Below are 22,453 nucleotides of genomic sequence, written 5' to 3'. Positions count from 1 at the left end.
ACGTAACTTAGTCTCTAAATTAAATGTAGATGAAAAACGTTGTTTTGTTATTGGTTTTGGTTATAACTTTTGGTTCTTGTACAGAGTCAAAAGAAACTACTGCTGCAAGTACGGTAAACTGGAAAAAAAGAAACGTAGATTATAAAATTTCAGATTCTTTAAAGTCAGGTAAAACATATTTATCTGTTTACTCACAAGTTTACAGTCAGTCAGAGCATACAACGCATGACTTAACAGCAACAGTAAATATGCGTAATACAAGCAATACAGACACGTTATATATTTTAAATGCAGAATATTTTAATACAGCAGGTAAATTAATACGTAATTACAATAGTAAACCAATTTACGTAGCACCAATGGAGAGTGTTGCAATTGTTATAGATGAACATGATAAAGAAGGAGGAACAGGGGGGAACTTTGTTTTTAATTGGAAAATAAATAAGTTAACTAGTAAACCCCTTTTTGAAGGTGTATTTATCTCTACAAAAGGGCAGCAAGGACTTTCTTTTGTTACTCAAGGTAAAGAGCTGTAGAATACTAAAAATGTAGCATAAAAAAAGCACTCTAAATTAATTTAGAGCGCTTTTTTGTATTAATAAGATATTGTTATTCCGCTTTAGTATCGTACTCTGCCCATTTTTTAGTTTTGTGTATATCTTCACCAAAATACTTGGCTATTTTTAAAAATGGTTTAGGTTTTTGGTATCCTGGTACAGGAGAAAGCATTTGTTGTTTTTCGTCTAAGAAAATTGTTGTTGGGTAACTCATTTTACCTTGCATTAAAGCAGCAGCAAACTCGTGATAACCACTTCTTCCAGAGGCAACAAATTTATATGTATTTCCCTTGTACTCTAAAGGTTCTTTACGTTCACCATCTAGCTTAACCATATAATAGTTTTTAGCCATGTATTTAGCTACCTCAGGATTTTGGAACGTATCGGCATCCATTTTTTTACACCATCCACACCAATCAGTGTAAACATCTATAAACATTTTTTTAGGCTCTTTGTCTGTTTTAGCAAGTTCTACAGCTTCTTCCCAGCTTAACCACTTTACTTCTTGTGCATTTGTAGTAAAAGATGAAAATGCTAAAAATAGAATAGCACAAATTTGTATAGTATTTATAGATTTTAATTTCATAGTATGTATTTTGTTTTTAGTCTGTCAACCTTAAAAAAGCTAACGAAAAATATAAAAAATTATTATGCAAAGATAGTGTACTCCCTGTTTACCGTGATACAATTTAACAGAAACAAGGGTGATATAGGTTTTATATGCGTCATAAATTTGCAGTATAATTAGCAAAGTTAAAATGAATATACAAAATATTTTTCCGTCATTATTGGTAGAAACACCCAAAGTTATTTTAGATAAAATTATAGCTCATAATGCTATAGATAATCAGCAAAACAAGGCTACAGTATCTTTAAATTTAAGTTCTAGTGTTTATATAGAAGGTACTCCAATTAAAATAAATACAGAAAATAATATTTTAGTCATTATTTCTGATGAAGAAATTAGCTATGTGCAAATGGCGCAAATAGATTGTATACGTATTAATAATTTTACACGTTTTGTAGATCTTTTAACAGATGACACTTATTTTGAGGTGAAAGATGAATTGGTACCTACACCATTAGAATTAAAAAGAAAACAAAGAGAAATAGAAGAGTTTTTAGAATCCACATTTGGTGTTAAATTAGTTAACACAGCTTTAGAAGAAATAAAAGAGTCTAAGATTGAAAAGTACCAAATGCAAGAGTTTTTTTCTAGTTTACTACAGAGTATAAAAAACATTGGAGGGTATAAAAATGGTAAAGAAGCGTTAGAAATGGTAAGTGTATTAACAATAGCGTCTACCAACAATAAATTAAATGTAAAGAAAAATACAGAAGGCAATTTAGAGCTAGAAGTAAATTTTAAACAAAAATTTGAAACTAATTTTAGAGAGCAATTAGAAAATAGGTTAGAAGAAAATTTGTAAGTTTAGTTAGTGTTTTAAAAGGCAAAAGCCACTGTTTATTTAACAGTGGCTTTTTCTTTTTTAGCAAATAGGTTTTTTACATCTACTTGGTTCTTTATAAGGTCATCTAGTGTTTCTCTTTCACGTATTAGAATAGCTTCACCTTTGTGCCATAACACTTCTGGTGGTCTAAATCTAGAGTTGTAATTACTTGCCATTGTAAAACAATATGCACCAGCATTTCTAAAAGATAGAATATCACCTTCAGATATTTCGTTAATTCTACGGTTACTGGCAAAAGTATCGGTCTCGCAAATATAACCCACAACAGAGTAGTAACGTTCTCTGCCTTTTGGGTTAGATATATTTTCAATCTCGTGTGAAGATCCGTAAAGCATAGGTCTAATTAAGTGGTTAAAGCCAGAATCTATACTAGCAAATACAGTAGAAGTAGTCTGTTTAACTACGTTTACTTTAGCTAAAAAGAAACCAGACTCACTCACTAAAAATTTACCAGGTTCAAAAGCTAAGGTTAACTCTTTACCATATTCTTTACAAAAGGCATTAAATTTTGCACTTAATTTTTGTCCTAACTCTTCAACATTAGTTTCTATATCACCAGTTTTGTAAGGTACTTTAAAGCCGCTACCAAAATCTATAAAATCTAAGTTTTTAAAGTTTTTAGCAGTTTCAAAAAGTATTTCAGATGCGTATAAGAAAACATCAATATCTAAAATATCACTACCAGTATGCATATGTATACCGTTAATATTCATTTTAGTTAGGTCTACAATACGTAACAAATGGGGAATCTGGTGAATACTAATTCCAAATTTAGAATCTATATGACCTACAGATATGTTAGAGTTACCACCAGCCATAACGTGCGGGTTAATTCTAATACACACGGGTATGTTTGGGTGTTTGCTTCCAAACTGTTCTAATACAGACAAGTTGTCTATGTTAATACGTACACCTAATGCAGCAGCTCTTTCAATTTCTTCTAAAGAAACTCCGTTTGGTGTGTATATAATAGACTCTGGCTTAAAACCAGCTAAAAGTCCAAGTTCTACCTCTTGTATAGAAACAGTATCTAAACCGCTACCTAAAGAATTCATTAAGCGTAAAATAGATATGTTAGACAATGCTTTAGCAGCATAGTTAAGTTTTAATTTTTTAACACCCTTAAAAGCATTTGTTAGTCTTTGATATTGGGAAATAATTTTTTCCGAATCATAAACATAAACGGGATCTCCGTATGTTTTTGCAATTTTTAATAAATCGGATGCTTGCATAACTGTAATTGTTTATTTTTATAAGACAAAACTAAGATAGTTATTTCTAGGTTCAAAAAATATAGTTGCATTATTATTAAAAAATAACAATTTGTTATATATGTAACATTATTGTGTTTTATTTCGATGTATCACTATAATAATAGGAAGCTAACCTAAAATTAATTAGAGAAATTGACCTTGGTTTCTTATTTTTGTACCAGAACAAAATATACCTAATATATATGAACCTTCACGAATATCAAGGAAAAGAGATTTTAGCAAGCTTTGGCGTACGTATACAACGCGGAATAGTTGCACATAATGCACAAGAAGCTGTTGCTGCTGCAAAGCAACTTACACAAGAAACTGGTACTGGATGGCATGTTATAAAAGCACAAGTGCACGCTGGTGGTAGAGGTAAAGGTGGGGGAGTTAAACTTGCCAAAAATTTAAACGAAGTAGAAGAAATTGCAGGTAACATTATTGGGATGAACCTAATTACACCACAAACTTCTGCAGAGGGTAAAAAAGTTCACCAAGTATTAGTAGCAGAAGATGTTTACTATCCAGGCGAAACTGAAACATCAGAATTCTATATGTCTGTATTGTTAAACAGAGCTACTGGTAGAAATATGATTATGTATTCTACAGAAGGTGGTATGGATATAGAAGAAGTTGCAGAAAGTACTCCGCACTTAATTTTCACAGAAGAAATAGATCCTGCAACAGGTTTACTAGGTTTTCAGGCACGTAAAATTGCTTTTAACTTAGGATTATCTGGTTTAGCATTTAAAGAAATGACAAAATTTGTTGCTTCTTTATACAAGGCTTATGTAGAGAGTGATTCTAGTATGTTTGAAATTAACCCAGTTTTAAAAACATCAGACAATAAAATTATGGCTGTAGATGCTAAAGTATCTATAGACGATAATGCATTATACAGAAGAAAGCAATACGCAGAAATGAGAGATTTGCGTGAAGAAAACCCTATAGAGGTTGAAGCTGGAGCATTAGGATTAAACTATGTAGATTTAGACGGTAACGTTGGTTGTATGGTTAATGGTGCTGGTTTAGCAATGGCTACTATGGATTTAATAAAGCAAGCAGGTGGTGAGCCAGCTAACTTTTTAGATGTTGGTGGTACTGCAGATGCTGCACGTGTAGAGGCTGCTTTTAAAATTATATTAAAAGATCCTGCTGTAAAAGCAATCTTAATTAATATTTTTGGTGGTATTGTACGTTGTGACCGTGTTGCACAAGGTGTTATAGATGCTTATAAAAATATGGGAACTATAAATGTGCCAATTATTGTACGTTTACAAGGTACTAATGCAGATATTGCTAAAGAATTAATAGACAATTCTGGTTTAGATGTACAGTCTGCTGTACAGTTCCAAGAAGCTGCAGATAAAGTAAAAGAAGTTTTAGCTTAAGCTAAAAAAAGTTATACTAAAAAAGGGACAATCTTTAGATTGTCCCTTTTTTTATACTTTAAAAAAAATATTATTTTTTCTTATTCTTATATTTTACGCTGCTAAGATCTTGAGACTTATTTTTTTCTCTAACCTTATCTTTGTAAATAGGTTTAGGTTTGTTGTTGGCGTATATTTTTTTCTTTGGTAAGCTAGTTTTTCCTTTTTTAGCTAAAGCTTCAGCAGGAGTAGATGGGTTATCCTTAGAACCTCGTAAATAAATTACAAGTCCGTTTAAAAAGTTACGTAGTATTTGATCTCCGCACTCCATATATTTAGGATGATCTTCTTTTCTAAAAAAAGCACCAAGTTCACTTGTAGTAATTTTAAAATCTACTAATTTTAATATTTCTACAATATCATCATCACGTAACATAAGCGCGACTCTTAATTTTTTTAGAGTATCATTATTCGTCATAAAAAATATTATTTTGCACAAAGTTACATTAAATATACCATTGATACATTATTGAGTATCAGTTATACATTTTCTATGCATTTTCTTGTCTGTTTTTTATAAAATGCACTATATTGCTGTCCAGAAATTTTGCTATGTCTATAGAAACCAATTATTTAAAAAAACTAAGTGTATTGCTAGATTTAATAGATTTAGCAAAGGTAGACGGATTAGTACAGTCTGAGTACGACTTTTTACTAGAAGTAGCAGAGGATTTAGGTGTAGACGCAGTTGTTTTAGATTCTCTTTTTGAAGCAAAAATAGAGCGAATTAAGCCAGGCACAGAAGCAGAAAAGGTTAATCATTTTTTTAACTTAGTTAAATTAATGAATGTAGATGAAAAACAATCTATATTAGAAATTAATAAATTACACAAATTAGGATTAGGTATGGGGTTGTCTCCAATGGCCATACAACAAGTGCTATCTATTATGCACAATTACCCTAATAAGGAAGTACCATTAAGTATAATAGAAGAAGCTTTTAAAGCACAACAGAACTAAAAATCACCCTATTTTAAATAGTAATAACAGTGGCTATACCATTCTTTATTGTTTGGTTTGGCTTATTTTGACGTGTTTATACAAAAAAAAACAAGCCATTTTGTCATTAGTACACAGTGTTTGAGTGTCAAAAAGTCATTGTTTGTGTATTGGTACAACATTTGAAAAGTAACATAACAAGAATAAATATTAAAATTTAAAATTGTTAGTTATGAGTTTAGTTAAAAGAAATACAGTTTTTCCTTCATTATTAAATGAAATATTAAATACAGATTGGTATGGTGGTTTAGAGAATAATTCACCTAATACAGCACCAGTTAACATTAAAGAAAACGAAAAAGATTATACCATAGAGTTACTAGCTCCAGGTAGAGAAAAAGAAGACTTTAATATAGAAGTAGATAAAAATATTTTATCTGTGTCTGTAGTAGATGAAAAAGTAAATACAGATGTAAAAGAGAAGTTTTCTTTAAAAGAATTTAGCGTAAAAAGTTTTAAAAGAACCTTTAGTTTACCAGATACTATTAATGAAGATAGTATTAATGTAACCTATAACAATGGAATTTTAAAATTTACATTACCTAAAAAAGAAGAAGCATTACCTAAGCCAAAAAGGCTAATAGATATTGCATAATAAGTTTTAAATATTGTTTTACACGCTAGGTAAAACAATATTAGATTTGGTTGGTTAGTTTTTGTAAAATGCCCCAAGCTTGGTTGCTTAGGGCATTTTTTTATTTTTCTTGTAATGCTTTTATTTCATCTCTTAATTTAGCAGCTTGCATAAAATCTAATTCTTTAGCAGCTTTTTCCATAGCCTTACGTTTTTCACGAACCATTTTTTCTTTTTGGTCTGTAGTTAAATACGCCATATCTGGTTCTGCAGCTCTTGCTTCTTCTTTTTCAAAATGATAAGTAGAAACAGAATTTTGAGATAAAGCACTATCCAAACTCTTATTTAAAGCCATAGGCTTTTTATTATGTTTGGTGTTGTAAGCAATTTGTCGCTCTCTTCTGTAGTTGGTCTCATCAATGGTTTTTTGCATACTAGCAGTAATTTTATCAGCATACATAATAGCCTTGCCATTTACATTTCTTGCAGCTCTACCAACTGTTTGCGTTAAAGAACGTGCACTACGTAGAAAACCTTCCTTATCAGCATCTAAAATAGCAACTAAAGACACCTCTGGTAAATCTAACCCTTCTCTTAAAAGGTTTACACCAATAAGCACATCAAATAAACCTTTACGTAAATCTTGCATAATTTCTACTCGCTCTAGAGTGTCTACATCACTGTGTATATAACGGCAACGTACACTAATACGGTCTAAGTATTTAGCCAATTCTTCTGCCATACGCTTGGTAAGTGTAGTAACTAAAGTACGCTCATCTTTTTCAATACGTAAGTGTATTTCTTCTACCAGATCATCTATTTGGTTTAAACTAGGTCTTATTTCTATAATTGGGTCTAACAGGCCAGTAGGTCTAATTACTTGCTCTACATACACGCCACCACTTAATTGTAATTCATAATCTGCTGGTGTAGCACTTACGTGTATTACCTGGTTTTGTATCATTTCAAACTCTTCAAACTTTAAAGGTCTGTTATCCATAGCAGCAGGCAATCTAAAACCATATTCTACCAAGTTTTCTTTTCTACTTCTGTCTCCACCATACATAGCGTGTACTTGTGGTACAGTAACGTGACTTTCGTCTATGACCATTAAATAATCATCCGGAAAATAATCTAACAAGCAAAAAGGTCTAGTTCCTGGTAGTCTACCATCTAAATATCTAGAGTAGTTTTCTATACCAGAACAATAGCCAAGTTCACGTATCATTTCTAAATCAAACGTAGTACGTTCCTCTAAACGTTTCGCTTCTAAATGTTTACCAATTTCCTTAAAATAATCAACCTGTTTAACCATATCTGCTTGTATAGCGTGTATGGCATTTTGTAAAATATCTGGCGATGTTACAAACATATTAGCAGGGTAAATTGTCAAGTTTTCATACACCTCTAGAACCTTATTATGCAAAGGATCAAAAGCTTCAATTTCTTCAACTTCATCACCAAAAAAATGAATTCTAAATGCGTGGTCTGCATAACTAGGAAAAACATCTACCACATCTCCCTTAACTCTAAAATTACCATTTCTAAAATCTTCTGTAGTTCTAGAGTATAAACTTTGTACTAATTGGTGTAAAAATTTAGTTCTAGAAATAACCTGATCTTTTTTTATAGAAATTACATTTTTCTGAAACTCCACAGGGTTACCAATACCATACAAACAAGATACAGACGCAATAACAATAACATCTCTACGCCCAGAGAGTAGGGAAGATGTTGCACTTAAACGCAATTTTTCTATGTCCTCGTTTATAGACAAATCTTTCTCTATAAAAGTACCTGTAGTTGGTATGTATGCCTCTGGCTGGTAATAATCATAGTAAGACACAAAATACTCTACAGCATTTTCAGGAAAAAACTGTTTAAACTCAGAGTACAACTGTGCTGCCAGCGTTTTATTGTGTGCTAAAACCAAGGTGGGTTTTTGTACCTTTTCTACCACATTTGCCACCGTAAACGTTTTTCCAGAGCCTGTAACTCCTAATAGAGTTTGGTGTTTTTCTCCTTCATTTACCCCTTTAACCAACTCCTTAATTGCTTGTGGTTGGTCACCAGTAGGTTCAAATTTTGATACAACTTTAAATTTCATAGATTAAAAGTAACAAATACCGCAATAAAAGCATACAAATAAGTAATGTATTTTGGGCGCTCGGGCGGGCTTTACGCTATACTCCGTTTTGCTTATCGGCAAATACGTGGTGCCGCTTCAATCCCTAGCGCAGCTTATCGTTTTAAAGAAAAATGACCGTTAAAGTCTCTGCCATTTTCAAGTTTAGCTCTAAACCAATAGTCAGACTCAGGAACCGGAATCCCTTTGCTATCGCCACCCCAACCGCTAGAACTGGGGTCTATTTTAGCAACAAGCACACCATATCTATCAAAAATATAAATATCGCTCTTAGCTAAAAAAGTAGAACTAATACCACTAATTTGCCAAGTATCATTAATAGCATCACCGTTAGGTGTAAACGTTTTAGGGTAGCCAATTACAGAAACTTCAAAAGGAGCTGTAGTTCCGCATCCTTTTTTATCTCTAACAAAAACCTCTAAAATACCTGTAGGCACATTAGTAAAAGTGTTGCTATCTTGGTATGGACCAAGTAGATCTAGAATTGCATATTCGTAATCACCATCACCAGTAACAATAATACTAATACTATTGTTGTTACTTAAATCCTTAACCTCTACATTAGTAATTACAGCTATGTTAGACGGCGTAACTTTAAACTCTTTAGTATTAACACAATTTAGTGTACCACCATTGTAACTGTAACCAACCTCTAATCTGTAGTTTCCAACAGCAGTAATAGTTGCGTTTGCTGTATTAGAGATTAAATTTTCAGTGCCATTAGCTTCAATTTTTAACCATTGGTACATATCAAATCCAACTTCTGCATTTAGTTCTAAAACAGGATTGTCTGTACATAAAAAATACTCGTCATTAATAACAACTTCTGGAGTAGGTTGTACAATTAAAGTAATTTCTTCTACGCCTTGGCATTGATTACTAGCTTCTAATCTGGCATATAAAGTTGCCGAAGTAGAAATATAATCCTCACCAGAAATAGGATTAAACTCTAAAGAAGCATCTTCAATAGAAGCATAAAAACTAACTTCTAGTCCAGGGTAATCTTTAGTTTTTATAGCGTCTAGGTTAAAAGAGCCTGTCTTTTCTGTATCTAAAGCATCAACATCACACGCATAATATGGTAATCTAGTTGGTAAACTGCTTGTGGTAGGTTGTACTTCTAAAATTAACTCTGCGAAAACAACACAGTTGTTTTCGTTAGTAACACTGGTATATATGGTTTGCTTAGTAGCCGTTGTGTTTCTGTAACCAATTGGGTTTGTAATTGGAATGTTAGTATCACGATCTGTTATTGATGCGTAAAAATTGACCGTATTTTCTGCAATACCATTGGAGATATCAAAACTAGCTTGCTCTAGATTAAAACTAGCAAAACCATCTGTAGAATTGCTATCTAAATCGCACTGTGTTAAAGTAGTGTTTAAGGCAATAGGTAATGTGTTAATATTTACTTGTGCTTCTCCAATTATAGGACATTCTGATGGGTCTGCTGGAGTAACTTCTAATGCATATTTTCCGGCATCTGCTAAAGTTGCGTTAGTAATGTTTAATATATTACTATTATTTATTATTGGTACTCCGTTTAAAGACCATGCGTAAGTTGCTCCAGGGAAATTATCTACTTCTAGTGTAAAATTATCTGTTTCACAAATAGTTAAAGACGGACTAGTACTTCCGTCTGTATTTTTAACTAAATCTTCTTTAGCAAAAAAAGACTGTATAAAAGGAGGTAATCCCTGTGTAGCTAATTTTCCTTGTAAGTTTACAGCATTGTGCTGGTAACCAGCGGTAGTGCCTAATTGATTGGGGTTGTTAATAACACCTAAATACTGTGTTCCTTGGTCGTAAGAGTTTGCAATGGTTCTGTAAATTTTACCATTTTCGGCCAATTGCAAAGCGCCACGGTAAATGTTTCTATTGTCTAAAATAACTTCACTAGAAGAGATGTTTGCGGCTGTTAAATTGTATTGTAAAAGGTTAGATGTTTCTGTGACTAAACCTTGTTGGGCATTGTAAGTGTGTACGTAAAGCAACTCGTTGTTAGGCGAAAATTCTAGACCGTATGGATCTTTATTTGGAGCATTAATGTTTATACGTTGTTCATTACTTAGTACACCAGTATCTGCATTAAAATCGTATAAATATAAACCTTGGCTTACGTTAGCTGATGCCATTTTTGTACCATCTGCAGATAGTTTTAAATAACCTCTTTTGTCTGTTATAAAACTATTTACTTTAGATTTTACAGAGGTCGTCACAACACCAGTGTCATTTACTTCAAAAGCGTGAAAAGTATCAAAAACCCCCTCGCTACCATCATTGGTAGCATAGGTAATTACCCAAACAGATTTATCAAAACAATCTTTAAGAACCGCTGTAATTTTCTCGGAGCAATAATCTAAAAGTCGAACGTTTTTAGACTTAACAGCTCCTTTTCCTCCATCTAAAGACATATCTACAGTAGAATAATTAAGGCCATAATCTGGATCTGCTTCAAAAACACTAGTATCTACAGTAAAAATGTAAAAAATATTAGTGTCTTTTTGGTTGGGAACAATTAATGCCGACTGAGAACTAGATGGGTCTCCGTACAAGCCAGTACCATTTTGCATAAGAACATGGTCTTTGGTATATACTCGTATGCCATCTGTGTAAAATAATAAATTACCAGTGTCGTCAGATATTGTAGCACAACCTTCAGTAGTATTTAATTTACCATCTGTAACAGCGGTAACGCTACCATCATTATTAAAACGCAAACCAGCACCTTCTCCAAAATACCAGTTAGAAGCCTGAGTTTGGCCAAAAGAAAGTAAGGGCAACAGCAGAGCCATTGCAAGGAGTTTTGTGGTTGGTTTCATAAAAGCGTTCTCTAAAACGCTTAAATATACTTATAAATCTCTTTTTTTTAACAAAGTATATGATAAATATATAAAAATAGCGGTCCAGCATAATACAATTACCAATTGTAAAGGTTGCACACTATAATCTCTAGATATATCCTCACCAACTTGCTGCGCTGCAGACTTAATAACATTTAACCTACTAAAAGGTTCTGTAATGGTACTCCACATAGATCCAAAAGGAAAAAAGCTAGTTACATTATCTGCTAATTCTTTAGAGTATTTAGATGCTAAGTATGTGTAAGGGATAATTTCTGCTCCAATAAACCAGATAAATAAAAAGCCTAATGCAAAAGCAGAACGTTTTACCAATACAGCAACAAAAAAGCAGAAAGAGAAAAAACCAATAAGTTTTACAAAGTATGCTACCAAATATTCTAAATCAGAAAAAATAATTGAAGCTTCATTAAAATCTGAATAAATTAAACCCAGAAATAATGAAATAAGGAATATAAAAATAGTAGATGCTAAAGAGAATACACCTATTGTTAAAAATTTTGAGAGTATTAATTCTTTTTTAGATAAGCCGTCTATTAAGTTTTGTTTTATTGTTTTGTTGCTATATTCATTAGCAATCATAGAGACTATAACAATGGCTAAAAAGAGTTTTAAAAAGGCGGCCATGAACGTGTTAAAATGCCATATGTAAGGAAAATTGAAAATACCAACATCCGCAATATGAAATTTTAAAGGACCAAAATCTACCTTTATCATAGATATACCAGCTATAAGTATCATTAATATAAAGTAAGCAAGTATTAAAACTTTACTAGCTCTATTATTCCATAATTTTATAAATTCTATTTGTAGTAAACGTAACATATTTTTTAGTTTTTTTGATTGGAGTGATTAGTTAGATTGATTTTTAGTAAGCTCTAAGAATTGTTCTTCTAAGCTTTCTTTACGTTTAACTAAGTGTGATAAATTTATTCCGGCAGTAAAAAGCTCTTTATTTAATTGTGAAGCACTTAATTCTGTTTTTAAATTTGCAGTTATAAGTCCGTTTTCTTCAGTAATAGAGCTAAAGTTTGAATTTGTTTTTAAAAATGATAACAGTGCTTCATTATCTTCAGCTTTTAGTTCAAAAAAGCCATAACTAGCAATCATTTCATCTACACGACCCGAATATAATTTTTCTCCTTTTCTTAAAATAACAACGTGGCTACATACTTTTTCTACTTCATCTAAAAGGTGTGAGGCAAGTAAAATTGTAGTTCCTTGCGCAGCAATAACCTTTATGATTTCTCTAATTTGATGAATTCCTTGTGGGTCTAAACCATTTGTAGGTTCGTCTAAAATAAGTATTTCAGGATCGTTAAGAAGGGCAGAGGCAATAGCTAATCTCTGTTTCATACCCAATGAGTAGGTTTTAAACTTACTATTTTTACGGTCTAAAAGTCCAACCAATTCTAGTTTTTCTTCGATTTTAGCTTCATCTACCTCCTTAATTTTACAAACTAATTTTAGGTTTTGAACGGCCGTCATATATGGATAAAAATTTGGTCGCTCTATAATAGCGCCAACTCTTTTTAATGCTTGGTGTGTATTTATGCTCCCATCAAACCAACTAAAATCTCCAGAAGTTTTGTTAACTACATTTAGTACAATACCAAGTGTTGTAGATTTACCACTACCATTAGGACCTAAAATACCATAAACATTTCCTTTTTCTATAGTAAAAGATAAATCTTTTACTGCGGTTAAATAACCAAATTTTTTTGTGAGATTTTTTACTGTAAGTATTGTTTCCAAGAGTAGCTGGTTTTAATGATTGTTACGGTCATAAGACGAGCTACCTAAGAATTTGTTACAAAACCTTACAAATTGTTTTTATAATATATTATTTATGAATTAATTTAACTTAACTCTATGTGTAATTCTACGGTTTGTAATAACAGTTTTAGGCCTACCAAGTATTACAATAGTTGGGTCGTCTGGTTCTCCATCTCCATTATTGTCTACGTTGGCACTTTCGTTAGGATCATCAGAAGTATCAGAAATAACAAAACCATTTGGCAGTTCTCCTTGCGCAGTTGCGGTATTAGTAACTAAAAGAGACATTAGCTCTGTATTATTTATAGCGTGTGTTAAAGTAAAGCTAGTAGATTCTGAGGGTGCTAACGTAGCTACAGCTGCCGGACTAATACTTCCAGAATCAGCAATAGGATCTGTAATAGTTACATTGGTTAGGGTGCTTGGTCCGTTATTAGTTACAGTTAGCAAATACGTAATTTTTTCGTTTAAAGAATCATAAGATCCGTCTGGAGCAGGTAAAGCAACTTTTGTTATTGTGATTTCATTATTATTAATGGTAACAGTTTCCGTCATATCATCAGTAGTTGTATTACTATCTGTCTGATCTTGAGAGTTTGTAACTGTGTTTGTGTAAGATGAAACAGTTGTGTTAAAAGGTAATTCACCTGCTTGTACTTCTAATGTTATAGAAACTAATTCACCTTTGGTTAGTGTACCTATTGTCCATTCTGGAGCAGACCAAGAACCAACAGTTGGATTAGCTGATAACAGGGTTAAACCAGCAGGAATAACATCTGTTATTTTTAAGTTGGTAACATCGTTAATACCAAGACTTTCAACAGTTATTTTATATTCAAAAATATCTCCTTCTAATATAGAGCTTACATTAGCTGTTTTTTTAACAACTATATCTGGTAAGCAATAATAAGCCGCTGTTGGTTGTGAGTCATATGTACAACCTCCTTTGGTTACTCTTACAAAATAGTCTCCAGCTTCATTAGGCGTATAGCTAGAAAATATTGCTCCAGGTACAGCAACACCATTCTGGTACCATTGGTATGCATCAAAATTCGCATCTACAACTTGTATTATAGAGCCAGGCAAACAGCCACCACCAGTAACTTGTAAGTCTACTTCTGGGACAGTATCAAATCCAGAAAAATAGCCTGCAATACCTCTTGCGCCATTAAACCCTAAAAAACCTACGGCAATAGGTCCTGTAGATTGTACAGAAACATTACCTTTTAAGTTAGGAACATAAAATGTTTTCCAATCAGGTGAACCAGCTACGGCAGATGATGCTGGTAATGTTACATTGCCATTACCATCTGTTACGCTAATGTTACCATCCGGAGTAGAGGTAGAGGCTATAATGGTTACACCACCATTCATTTTAACACCAGCGGCATCTTTAATATCTGGAATATTATTTAAATTATCTGGTAATAAACAGTTTACTGGCGCAACAAAGTTTAAACCTACTGTTACTATAGAGCTGTCTCCAGCTAAGGATTGATAAGCATATGCATCTTTAGATGTTGTTACAAACATATTTCCACCAGCAGCATTACTAGAATAATAACTATCTGGAATTTCAAAATAATCTCCGTTGTTTATGGTAGCAATAGGTGTTGTAGAGCCATTTACAAATATATCAGTACTATTTTGTGTACCAATGATTATTGGTTTTTCTGTTTCACTATTACCATTACCCCTTATAAAAACATATTCTTTTCCTATTTTATTTTGTGGTACAGGTTGGTCTATTGCAGCATCTCTACTAGAACTATTGTTTCTTACAGCAATGTTAAGTCCACCATTACTAATAACAATATCTTTTGTAGATTGTATTGTAGCTCCTAACCATCCATCTACATTTGCTGTAGTTTGCTTAACGTATGCTTCAAAAACAAATGACTCGTTTTCATTTAATGTAATTTGGTAGGTGTCATCTGTAATACCACCTGCGTTACCACCAAGTCTAAACTCACTATTAGGGTCATACCCAGATAAGGTAACTACGGTATTATCTTCTGTAGCCATTATACCTAGTGCATTAGTTAAGCTATTATGCTTTCCTCTGTTAGGTATACCTCCCCACTTAAAAATTTGTCCCATTGCTTGCCTACCTTTACTAGTAAGTGATGTGGATTGAGAACTAGAACTACCTCTATAATTTATATAAAACTTTTCTCCGCCTGGGGACTCAAAGCGTAAGCCACTTTGTGTTAATACAACCCCAGTGTTAGCATTTTTTACTAATGTAATATTATTATCTCCATTTGGTAAATTATAAGTTGCAGGAGCTGTATTAGAAACTGTTAAATTTGCTATTGGAGCGGCAATAGTACCTTGGTAAACGTTTACAGTAAAAGCTGTAGTTTCTGGAGTAGATAAATATACAACCTGCTCTCTAACAGCTTGATTATTTCCTCCTTGTTTTAAAGGTGGCAGATAATGTAAATCACTTAATTGAGCGTAACCAAAATAGTTAAATATTAAAAATAGCAGTATGCTAAATTTTTTTATAGATTTAATGTTGTTCATTTTTATTTTTATAGAATATTGTAAAAGAACAAATACTACAATGATTATCTAAATTTATGTTGTATAGCTACAACTTATTGTTGTAATATGTTAAAATTGGTAGTTAATAAATATATTTTTTTCCTTTTTTATCTCAACTATTTACTTATTTTTATTAAAAACGAAATATAAAATGTCAGAAGAGAAATTAATGTCTAAAAAGAAACCTGCATATCCGGTTAATAGCCAGTTAGATGCCTATTTAGAACATTATAATAGAAAAATGGAGATTCCTATTTTTTATGAAGATTTATTACGTTTTTCTGGTTCTGTAGTTGTTTATGATTCAGATGATAACGATACCTTGTGGGTACGTGTGTACTACTCTGAGTTTGATAGAGCAGAGATAGATTTAAGCTTAAAAAAAGTATATTCAATATTACTTTCTGATGGAGGAGATAATATAATACAGTACTTAAATGTAGATGCTGTGGATTTTTGCACCTTTGGAAACTCTAAGCCTTTTAGAATAAAAGTGCGTAATATTTTGAATGATAACTTTACATATTTTTATATTAAAAAAACTGATGCATCTAGAATTTATGGATTAGAACTAGAGCATATGTTATCACCTTATAATCTTAACTTTTTAGTATATAAAGATACTTTAATTGAAGAGCATATATCTGGCATTCCAGGAGATGTTTTTATAAAAGATATGTTACCAAACTGTAGTGAGTCTGAAAAAGCGCAGCTAGCAAAAGAGTTTGTAAAGTTTAATGAGCGTTGTATGATTAGGCTTTTAGGAGATATGAGGTCTTACAACTATGTAATTGTACCTGTACATGATTTTGACCAAGTTGTTTATCGTATTAGAGCAATAGATTTTGATCAGCAATGTTTTGAAGGGAAATTAAAAGTTTACAGACCACAGTTCTTTAAAGAAAACTTTCAGATGGTAGAGTTGGTGCGTAAAAAACTATTAATAAGTTCTGTAGATCAGTATAAATTAGAAGAACGTTCTATAGTAGCAAAACGAATAAAAAGTTCTGGTAATAGAATAAAAAAACTTAGAAATATTTGTAAAAAGGACACAATTTCTACTCCAGAAAACATAAAACTTTTACGAAAAGAAATTTATGAATTGACATTAGATATGCAATTTAAAAAATGCAGAAAGATGGGAAGAGTTTTAGATTTGGCATTGGATTTTGTTAAGCGAAATTACGAAGATGTGAGTATGAAACAAATAATGGAGAATAGGATTAAAATAGATTAATCTTATGCTCCATTAGATATAAATAATAAGCTAAAACTACTTATTTGCTAGTTTTAGTTTTTTTCTTCTTTATTAAAATATACTAAGTAATAGTACATTTGACGTTCTTCATCCCAACCTTTTTCTACAAATTTTTCTGCAGACTCTGGGTTTATAAAGTCCATTTTTATCTGAATATTTGTGTCTAAATTAATAACATTTTTAATTTTTTTACGAACATCAGAAACGGCTTTGTTAGCTATATTAAAGTTAGATACGTCTTCTACGCTAAATTTAGGTCCTTTTTCTTCCTTGTAATGTTTAAACTCTGGTATTAACTCAGGGTTTTCCATTACCTCATTCAAGAATTCAGTTTCTTCAAAGTTATCGTTTTTTGCAAAGTGGTTTACAGCTTTATTCATAAATAAAACTTCTTGCTGTTTGTCTTCAGCAGGTAAAACAACATCCTTTGCAAAGTTTTGACAAAATTTTAAATAATTTTTAGTGTAAAATGTTTCATCAGCAAGGGCATCAACCCCTAAAAAGTTTTCTAACCAATACTTTGTATCATAACGGTTACTATCTACAGACAAAACTTTGTAACCTTCTTCTTTATGAGAATTAAAAACAATACAACCTTTATCTAGCTTGTTAATGTTTATTCCTTGTAAAATATTAATATCTATATTTTCACCATCTTCTATTAGCTGTAGAAAATCGTGCTTAAGCTCGCTTTTAAATATACCAATAGCATCTATTTTTTTATTATCTAGTAATACATCTGTTAGGTGAGTTACATAAAGCTCTCCACTTTTAATATGCGGATGATTGGACTGCTCAAAAAGGTGTGTAGCTATTTTTTTAGAAACAGAATGACAGCTTTCTGGAGCTTCAAAAATTTCTACGGCTAATTTATATATTTCATTAAACTCTACATCTACCTCGTTTGTAAACTTAAAATAGTTTTCTTCTTTTTCTCTAAATGGTTTAAAAAAGTACTCTTTTAAAAGACCAGTAGTCTCATCATTTAAAGAAAATGGTTGGTTAGATAAAAACGCGCCTTCGCCTTTATTTTTATTACCAACACGGTGTATAGAAATACTTTCTATTTGAGTAGAATATAAATTTATCAATGGTATATAGTTTTATAATTAGTTATAGTAAAAGTATGCTTTTTGTTTTAGAAACCTAGTTCCAATTTTCGTCAAAATCTAAATCTTCGTAGCTTCCTAAGTCATCTTTATAATCTTCATCAAAATTTTCAGCTTCAGGATTTTCAGCTTCAAAATTCTTTTCAGGTGGACTGTCTGGTAATTCTCCAAAGCTAAATAAAACATTAGGGTATGTTGTGCCATCGTCACTCTCAACAATATCAGCAAGTTCAACAAAGAAAGTCCACATACTTAAAAAGTCATACACATAAATTAATTTAGGTGTTTTCTCTGTAAGTATATCTTCTAAAAAAGTTTCGTTCATTAGCTTAACTTCAGAACCGCTTTCACTCATATCAAACAGAGCTATTTCTTCATCTTGGTTCCAATCTTCATCACAAGTATAAAAAGATGCCATTTCGCTTCCTAAAAAACCAAAAGCCTGCGTAATAGCATTATGCAAATCTTCTAGTGTGTTGCTATCTTCAATTTCTAAATCTCGGAATACATCATCCTTAGCATCTAAGATAATTCTTATTTTATAAATCATTTTTTAAATTTTGCGGGTTGCAAAGTTACAAAGTTTTATCTCTTTTACTTGTATTTACTAGTTCTAATACCATATAAAATTGCACACCAAATAGGATAGAGGCTAAAACTAAGTGAAGTGTTTGACTACCAAATGGAAAATCAACATAATTCATAGCAACACCGGTAGCAATCTCTAATACTAATAGTAGTAAAACCCACTTTATTTTAGTAAGGTTTAATTTTAATTTACTAATTCTATAAAAAATAAAAATATTTAATAATGTTACTATTATAGAAAATGATCTGTGTACATAAAATGTAATAGTTACATTATCTAACCAAAGGTTTTTAGCAGTTTCACCTACTATATCTACTTGGTCATCTACCATTTGCCTAACTTGTGTACCTAAAACTATTTGTATTAAAGTTAACACCAAAGCAACAATAATTAATTGTTTTGTTTTTTTGTCTTTAGCAATTAAGCTCGATGTTCTTTTTACAGTATATATTAAATACAATAGCATAGCAACAATAGCCAATGCCATTACCATATGTACAGTTATTTTTACAGGGTTTAAAACTGAATACACTACAGTAGCTCCAAGCCAAGCCTGAAAACCCATAGCAAAAACTATAGCCCAAGATAATAAGGTTACTATTTTCCTTGTTTTCCAATACTTAAATGATAAAAAGGCTAAAATAAGAGTGGCTAAACCAGCCAAAGCACCAAAAAGTCTATTAATATATTCTATCCAAGTATGTGTTGCATTAAAAGTAGCATAGTTATGTTTTGTGTAAGCATCCCAATTATTTGAGCTAAACTGAGCTTTAGATGTAAAATCTTTACTAGCTATTTGCAATGTTTTATCTACAATAATAACTTCCCCTTTTTTAAAAAAAGAAAAAGGTTGCCATTGTAACTCTGCTATGTCTGTTGGAGGTATGTACTGCCCAAAACATTTTGGCCAGTCTGGACATCCCATTCCACTACCTGTCATCCTTACTACTGCACCAGCAATAATTACAAGGTAAACGAGTATTAAAGATATTTTTGCTGTTTTTAGAAATGTTTTCTGCATTTTTTGGAAGTCTATAATATACTGCAAAAATACGCCACTTTTGGCTTTTAATAAAGCTTAAAAAGCTAATAAATGTTTTACTTATCAATCTTTAATTTTTTCACTGTACCGTTCTGTATTCTTCTAACCTTAACATTTTGGTTATTAGTTGTTTTTTTAATGGACTAATTTTACGGTTTTTTAAACTTTTTTTTAACATAGCAACTCTTGTTTAGTTAACGTATGTTCATATCTTTGAGCCATAATATAATTTTGTGATTATTATTAAATAATCACCCCCCATATTAACAACCTATTTACTATGAAAAAGATTACAAAAAAGGAATTATTTTTTGAAAAGACACTTAAACTAATAAGTGAAAAAGGATTTAAGGCAACTACAATGCGTGATATTGCGCATGAGTTAAATTTTGAAGTTGCTAATGTGTACAATTACATAGATTCTAAAGAAGCTTTATTAGAGAATTATATTTTTGGTACTTTAGAAGAATTTACTATATACTTAAATAATATAGTAGAATCCTCCTATTCACCTATAGAGAAGTTAAAATTTGTAATTTCTAAACACTCTCAATATGCGATAGCTAAACCTTATGAAATTGCACTTTTTGTGTATGAATGGCGTAACTTAAAAGGAGAAAAGCTAGAAGAGTTTAAAGCAAAAAGAGAAAGTTATATGAATACTGTTCGTGGAATTATAAACGAGGGTATATCTGAGGGTTCTTTAAGACCTATGGATGGTGAGTTTGCTACATTTATGTTTTTTTCATCAATGCGATGGTTGTTTAGTATGATAACCAATGATGATATAAAAGTAAACCCAATAGAGATAGAGAAGCAGTTAACAGATTTTATATTTAAAGGGATAGAGAATAAATAAACACTTATAGTTTATTATAAAAAAAGAGGAAGCTTTAGCTTCCTCTTTTTTGTTTGTTGTTGTTTTAGTTTTTAATTACAATAAACTCAGATCTTCTATTTTGTTGGTGTTGTTCTTCGGAGCATTTGCTATTAGAATCGCAGTTGTTAGTTAGTTGAGATTCCCCAAAACCTTTGCCTGACACACGCTCAGGCGCAATACCATTGTCTAATAAATACTTTACCGTTTCTTTTGCTCTTCTGTTAGATAATGCTTGGTTGTAAGCAGTAGTAGCTCTAGCATCAGTATGTGATCTAACTTCAATAACCACCTCTGGATATTCTTTAAGGTATGCAAATACTTGTTGCATTGTAATTTGCCCGTCAATCCTAATAAACGATTTATCAAGGTCAAAATAAATAGGGTCTAATTTTAAGTACTTAGTTAAATCTGTACCAATAGGGGCAGCCCTTTTAATAGGATTTAATTTTACAATAACAGGATCTAGTTCTTTATTACGTTCTATAGCAAAAGAGGTAGTTCCGTTTTCAAACTCTATTTTCTGTCCCAGTAGGGTATAGGTATCCTCCCAGCAAATATCATCAATTGTAAAGTTTCCTTTTTTATCAGTTTTAGTTTCAAAAACCAAAGTGTTTTCTTTGTCTTTTACTAGCACAGCAGCGTCTGCAATACTAGCACCTGTTTTAAGATTAACAGCAGTACCTGTAATTGTATTATAGCAATTAAGGTTTAGTTCTTTTGTTTGAACAAAGCTATAAATATCATCATACCCTTTACCACCATCACGGTTAGAAGCAAAGAATCCTTTTAGAGAATCTTCATCAAAAATGAAAGAGAAATCATCTTGTTTACTGTTTACAGGTTTACCAATGTTTAAGATGTAAGAATCGTTAAAATTATCAGTAATTTGGGTAGCAAAAATATCTAACCCACCAAGTCCAGGGTGCCCATCAGAGGCAAAATATAATATATTGTTTTTAGAAACAAACGGAAAAGTTTCTCTAGATTCTGTGTTAATTTTATTACCAAGATTTAGAGGAGCACTAAAGGAGCCATCAGCAATAATATCTACTACATACAGATCAGACATTCCACGCGTACCAGGCATATCCGAAGCAAAATATAATTTCGTTTCATCTGGCGATAGGGCAGGGTGTGCTACAGAATACTCATCACTATTAAAAGGTAATTCTGTAATTTTTTTCCATTGGTCACCAACTTTTGTAGCTCTGTATAATTTAAGTCTACTAACGCCATCTTTATCGCGGGCAAACCTTCCGTTATCAGAGTTGTTTCTGGTAAAATACATAGTGTTACCATCTTTAGTAAAAATAGCTGAAGACTCGTGTGTTTTTTTATTTAGTTTACGGTCTAATTTATCTGCATTAAAAGGAGTTCCTTCTTCATTAATTTGTGCAGCATACAGGTTTAAAAAGGGTTGGTTGTTCCATTGGTGAATAGAATTACGTACCGTACCAGTATCTCTAGCTGAAGAGAATACTAGTTTGTTATTATAATAAGCCGGAGAAAACTCAGATACACTAGAGTTTATCTCTAGGTTTTTTAGATTGTAACGCCCAGAGTTTTTTTCAATTACTTGTAAATAATTGGTGTTATTTTCAAACAAGGTAGCTCTAGAATCGTACTGTTTAATTTGATCAAACTTACGCATCCAAGTATCAGATTTTTGATATTCACCAATAGACTTTAGTGATAATGCATATTTGTATACCTCTTCAGGATCTACGTTCGCATCTTGAAGATTTACTAGTTTTTTATACCATTTAGCAGCATTTTCATACCTAGCATTAAGGTAATTAGAGTTAGCAAGTTTTCTGTAAATAGTTTCAGAGCTGTATCCAAGATCAATTAACCTTTGGTATACATCAATAGCCTCCGCATATTGGTAGCTTTCAAACTTATCATCTGCTCTTTGTTGTTTTTTAGACTGTGCATTAGTGAGTGCACAACAAAA

At 31.8% G+C, this 22,453-nt stretch carries 19 protein-coding genes; 7 read left to right on the top strand and 12 right to left on the bottom strand.

Features of this window, described 5'->3' with window-relative positions; all coding sequences use genetic code 11:
• Positions 1-29 precede the first annotated feature (29 nt).
• Complete coding sequence (locus Q4487_RS12830; protein ID WP_303543624.1) at positions 30-536, top strand: DUF3124 domain-containing protein; 507 nt, start codon at positions 30-32, stop codon at positions 534-536.
• 73 nt (positions 537-609) lie between these two features.
• On the opposite strand, the gene Q4487_RS12825 is transcribed toward Q4487_RS12830, so the two are convergent.
• A complete protein-coding gene (locus tag Q4487_RS12825; RefSeq protein ID WP_303543626.1) occupies positions 610-1,143 on the bottom strand; it encodes a DUF255 domain-containing protein in 534 nt (177 codons plus the stop codon).
• Between the two features lie 172 nt (positions 1,144-1,315).
• Here Q4487_RS12825 and Q4487_RS12820 point away from each other — a divergent pair, with 172 nt between their 5' ends.
• Positions 1,316-1,987, top strand: a complete 672-nt coding sequence (locus Q4487_RS12820) for a hypothetical protein (RefSeq protein ID WP_303543628.1) — start codon at positions 1,316-1,318, stop codon at positions 1,985-1,987.
• 35 nt (positions 1,988-2,022) lie between these two features.
• Here Q4487_RS12820 and lysA read toward each other — a convergent pair whose 3' ends face one another.
• Positions 2,023-3,261 (bottom strand): diaminopimelate decarboxylase, encoded by a 1,239-nt coding sequence (gene lysA, locus Q4487_RS12815; protein ID WP_303543630.1) that lies wholly within the window; start codon positions 3,259-3,261, stop codon positions 2,023-2,025.
• 224 nt (positions 3,262-3,485) lie between these two features.
• Between lysA and sucC the strand changes: the two genes are divergently transcribed.
• Positions 3,486-4,676 carry an ADP-forming succinate--CoA ligase subunit beta gene (gene sucC, locus Q4487_RS12810; RefSeq protein ID WP_100895537.1) on the top strand — a complete coding sequence of 397 codons (1,191 nt, stop codon included), beginning with the start codon at positions 3,486-3,488 and terminating at the stop codon, positions 4,674-4,676.
• A gap of 70 nt (positions 4,677-4,746) precedes the next feature.
• Here sucC and Q4487_RS12805 read toward each other — a convergent pair whose 3' ends face one another.
• On the bottom strand, positions 4,747-5,133 hold the full coding sequence (locus Q4487_RS12805; RefSeq protein ID WP_303543632.1) for a DUF1456 family protein: 387 nt from the start codon (positions 5,131-5,133) through the stop codon (positions 4,747-4,749).
• A gap of 134 nt (positions 5,134-5,267) precedes the next feature.
• Between Q4487_RS12805 and Q4487_RS12800 the strand changes: the two genes are divergently transcribed.
• The gene (locus Q4487_RS12800) at positions 5,268-5,675 is read left to right on the top strand and encodes a TerB family tellurite resistance protein (RefSeq protein ID WP_303543634.1); all 408 of its coding nucleotides are present in this window, start codon (positions 5,268-5,270) and stop codon (positions 5,673-5,675) included.
• A 211-nt stretch (positions 5,676-5,886) separates the two neighbouring features.
• Positions 5,887-6,309, top strand: coding sequence for an Hsp20/alpha crystallin family protein (locus Q4487_RS12795; RefSeq protein WP_303543636.1), 423 nt, complete (start codon positions 5,887-5,889; stop codon positions 6,307-6,309).
• Between the two features lie 100 nt (positions 6,310-6,409).
• Here Q4487_RS12795 and uvrB read toward each other — a convergent pair whose 3' ends face one another.
• From uvrB to Q4487_RS12770, 5 genes are all read right to left on the bottom strand, one after another.
• Entirely contained in the window at positions 6,410-8,395 is a 1,986-nt protein-coding gene (gene uvrB, locus Q4487_RS12790) for an excinuclease ABC subunit UvrB (protein WP_303543638.1), read from the bottom strand.
• 134 nt (positions 8,396-8,529) lie between these two features.
• Positions 8,530-11,256, bottom strand: a complete 2,727-nt coding sequence (locus Q4487_RS12785; protein WP_303543640.1) for a T9SS type B sorting domain-containing protein — start codon at positions 11,254-11,256, stop codon at positions 8,530-8,532.
• Between the two features lie 30 nt (positions 11,257-11,286).
• The gene (locus Q4487_RS12780; protein ID WP_303543641.1) at positions 11,287-12,120 is read right to left on the bottom strand and encodes an ABC transporter permease; all 834 of its coding nucleotides are present in this window, start codon (positions 12,118-12,120) and stop codon (positions 11,287-11,289) included.
• Positions 12,121-12,147: 27 nt separating this feature from the next.
• Positions 12,148-13,050 carry an ABC transporter ATP-binding protein gene (locus Q4487_RS12775; protein WP_100895545.1) on the bottom strand — a complete coding sequence of 301 codons (903 nt, stop codon included), beginning with the start codon at positions 13,048-13,050 and terminating at the stop codon, positions 12,148-12,150.
• Between the two features lie 99 nt (positions 13,051-13,149).
• Positions 13,150-15,600 (bottom strand): DUF11 domain-containing protein, encoded by a 2,451-nt coding sequence (locus Q4487_RS12770; RefSeq protein ID WP_303543644.1) that lies wholly within the window; start codon positions 15,598-15,600, stop codon positions 13,150-13,152.
• 172 nt (positions 15,601-15,772) lie between these two features.
• Between Q4487_RS12770 and Q4487_RS12765 the strand changes: the two genes are divergently transcribed.
• Positions 15,773-16,858 carry a hypothetical protein gene (locus Q4487_RS12765; protein ID WP_100895547.1) on the top strand — a complete coding sequence of 362 codons (1,086 nt, stop codon included), beginning with the start codon at positions 15,773-15,775 and terminating at the stop codon, positions 16,856-16,858.
• Positions 16,859-16,911: 53 nt separating this feature from the next.
• Here Q4487_RS12765 and Q4487_RS12760 read toward each other — a convergent pair whose 3' ends face one another.
• The 3 genes from Q4487_RS12760 to Q4487_RS12750 are packed head-to-tail and all read right to left on the bottom strand — an operon-like array spanning position 16,912 to position 19,598.
• The gene (locus Q4487_RS12760) at positions 16,912-17,970 is read right to left on the bottom strand and encodes a nucleoid-associated protein (protein WP_100895548.1); all 1,059 of its coding nucleotides are present in this window, start codon (positions 17,968-17,970) and stop codon (positions 16,912-16,914) included.
• A gap of 55 nt (positions 17,971-18,025) precedes the next feature.
• A complete protein-coding gene (locus tag Q4487_RS12755) occupies positions 18,026-18,538 on the bottom strand; it encodes a hypothetical protein (protein ID WP_100895549.1) in 513 nt (170 codons plus the stop codon).
• A gap of 25 nt (positions 18,539-18,563) precedes the next feature.
• Entirely contained in the window at positions 18,564-19,598 is a 1,035-nt protein-coding gene (locus tag Q4487_RS12750) for a heme A synthase (RefSeq protein ID WP_303543647.1), read from the bottom strand.
• Between the two features lie 301 nt (positions 19,599-19,899).
• Between Q4487_RS12750 and Q4487_RS12745 the strand changes: the two genes are divergently transcribed.
• Positions 19,900-20,478 carry a TetR/AcrR family transcriptional regulator gene (locus Q4487_RS12745; RefSeq protein ID WP_303543649.1) on the top strand — a complete coding sequence of 193 codons (579 nt, stop codon included), beginning with the start codon at positions 19,900-19,902 and terminating at the stop codon, positions 20,476-20,478.
• A gap of 64 nt (positions 20,479-20,542) precedes the next feature.
• Here the strand turns inward: Q4487_RS12745 and Q4487_RS12740 are convergent.
• Positions 20,543-22,453 (bottom strand): OmpA family protein (locus Q4487_RS12740; RefSeq protein ID WP_303571895.1); only part of this gene is annotated, 1,911 nt, incomplete at its 5' end.

The organism is Cellulophaga sp. 3_MG-2023 (assembly GCF_030546975.1).
In the GTDB taxonomy this organism is placed as follows: Bacteria; Bacteroidota; Bacteroidia; order Flavobacteriales; family Flavobacteriaceae; genus Cellulophaga.
The sequence above is the reverse complement of the archived record's forward strand: the minus strand, read 5'-3'. Positions and strand labels throughout refer to the sequence as shown.

Bases quoted from the DNA above. Each gene is read 5' to 3' on its own strand.
- Q4487_RS12830 (WP_303543624.1), top strand. From the start codon at position 30: ATGAAAAACGTTGTTTTGTTATTGGTTTTGGTTATAACTTTTGGTTCT.
- Q4487_RS12825 (WP_303543626.1), bottom strand. From the start codon at position 1,143: ATGAAATTAAAATCTATAAATACTATACAAATTTGTGCTATTCTATTT.
- Q4487_RS12820 (WP_303543628.1), top strand. From the start codon at position 1,316: ATGAATATACAAAATATTTTTCCGTCATTATTGGTAGAAACACCCAAA.
- lysA (WP_303543630.1), bottom strand. From the start codon at position 3,261: ATGCAAGCATCCGATTTATTAAAAATTGCAAAAACATACGGAGATCCC.
- sucC (WP_100895537.1), top strand. From the start codon at position 3,486: ATGAACCTTCACGAATATCAAGGAAAAGAGATTTTAGCAAGCTTTGGC.
- Q4487_RS12805 (WP_303543632.1), bottom strand. From the start codon at position 5,133: ATGACGAATAATGATACTCTAAAAAAATTAAGAGTCGCGCTTATGTTA.
- Q4487_RS12800 (WP_303543634.1), top strand. From the start codon at position 5,268: ATGTCTATAGAAACCAATTATTTAAAAAAACTAAGTGTATTGCTAGAT.
- Q4487_RS12795 (WP_303543636.1), top strand. From the start codon at position 5,887: ATGAGTTTAGTTAAAAGAAATACAGTTTTTCCTTCATTATTAAATGAA.
- uvrB (WP_303543638.1), bottom strand. From the start codon at position 8,395: ATGAAATTTAAAGTTGTATCAAAATTTGAACCTACTGGTGACCAACCA.
- Q4487_RS12785 (WP_303543640.1), bottom strand. From the start codon at position 11,256: ATGAAACCAACCACAAAACTCCTTGCAATGGCTCTGCTGTTGCCCTTA.
- Q4487_RS12780 (WP_303543641.1), bottom strand. From the start codon at position 12,120: ATGTTACGTTTACTACAAATAGAATTTATAAAATTATGGAATAATAGA.
- Q4487_RS12770 (WP_303543644.1), bottom strand. From the start codon at position 15,600: ATGAACAACATTAAATCTATAAAAAAATTTAGCATACTGCTATTTTTA.
- Q4487_RS12765 (WP_100895547.1), top strand. From the start codon at position 15,773: ATGTCAGAAGAGAAATTAATGTCTAAAAAGAAACCTGCATATCCGGTT.
- Q4487_RS12755 (WP_100895549.1), bottom strand. From the start codon at position 18,538: ATGATTTATAAAATAAGAATTATCTTAGATGCTAAGGATGATGTATTC.
- Q4487_RS12750 (WP_303543647.1), bottom strand. From the start codon at position 19,598: ATGCAGAAAACATTTCTAAAAACAGCAAAAATATCTTTAATACTCGTT.
- Q4487_RS12745 (WP_303543649.1), top strand. From the start codon at position 19,900: ATGAAAAAGATTACAAAAAAGGAATTATTTTTTGAAAAGACACTTAAA.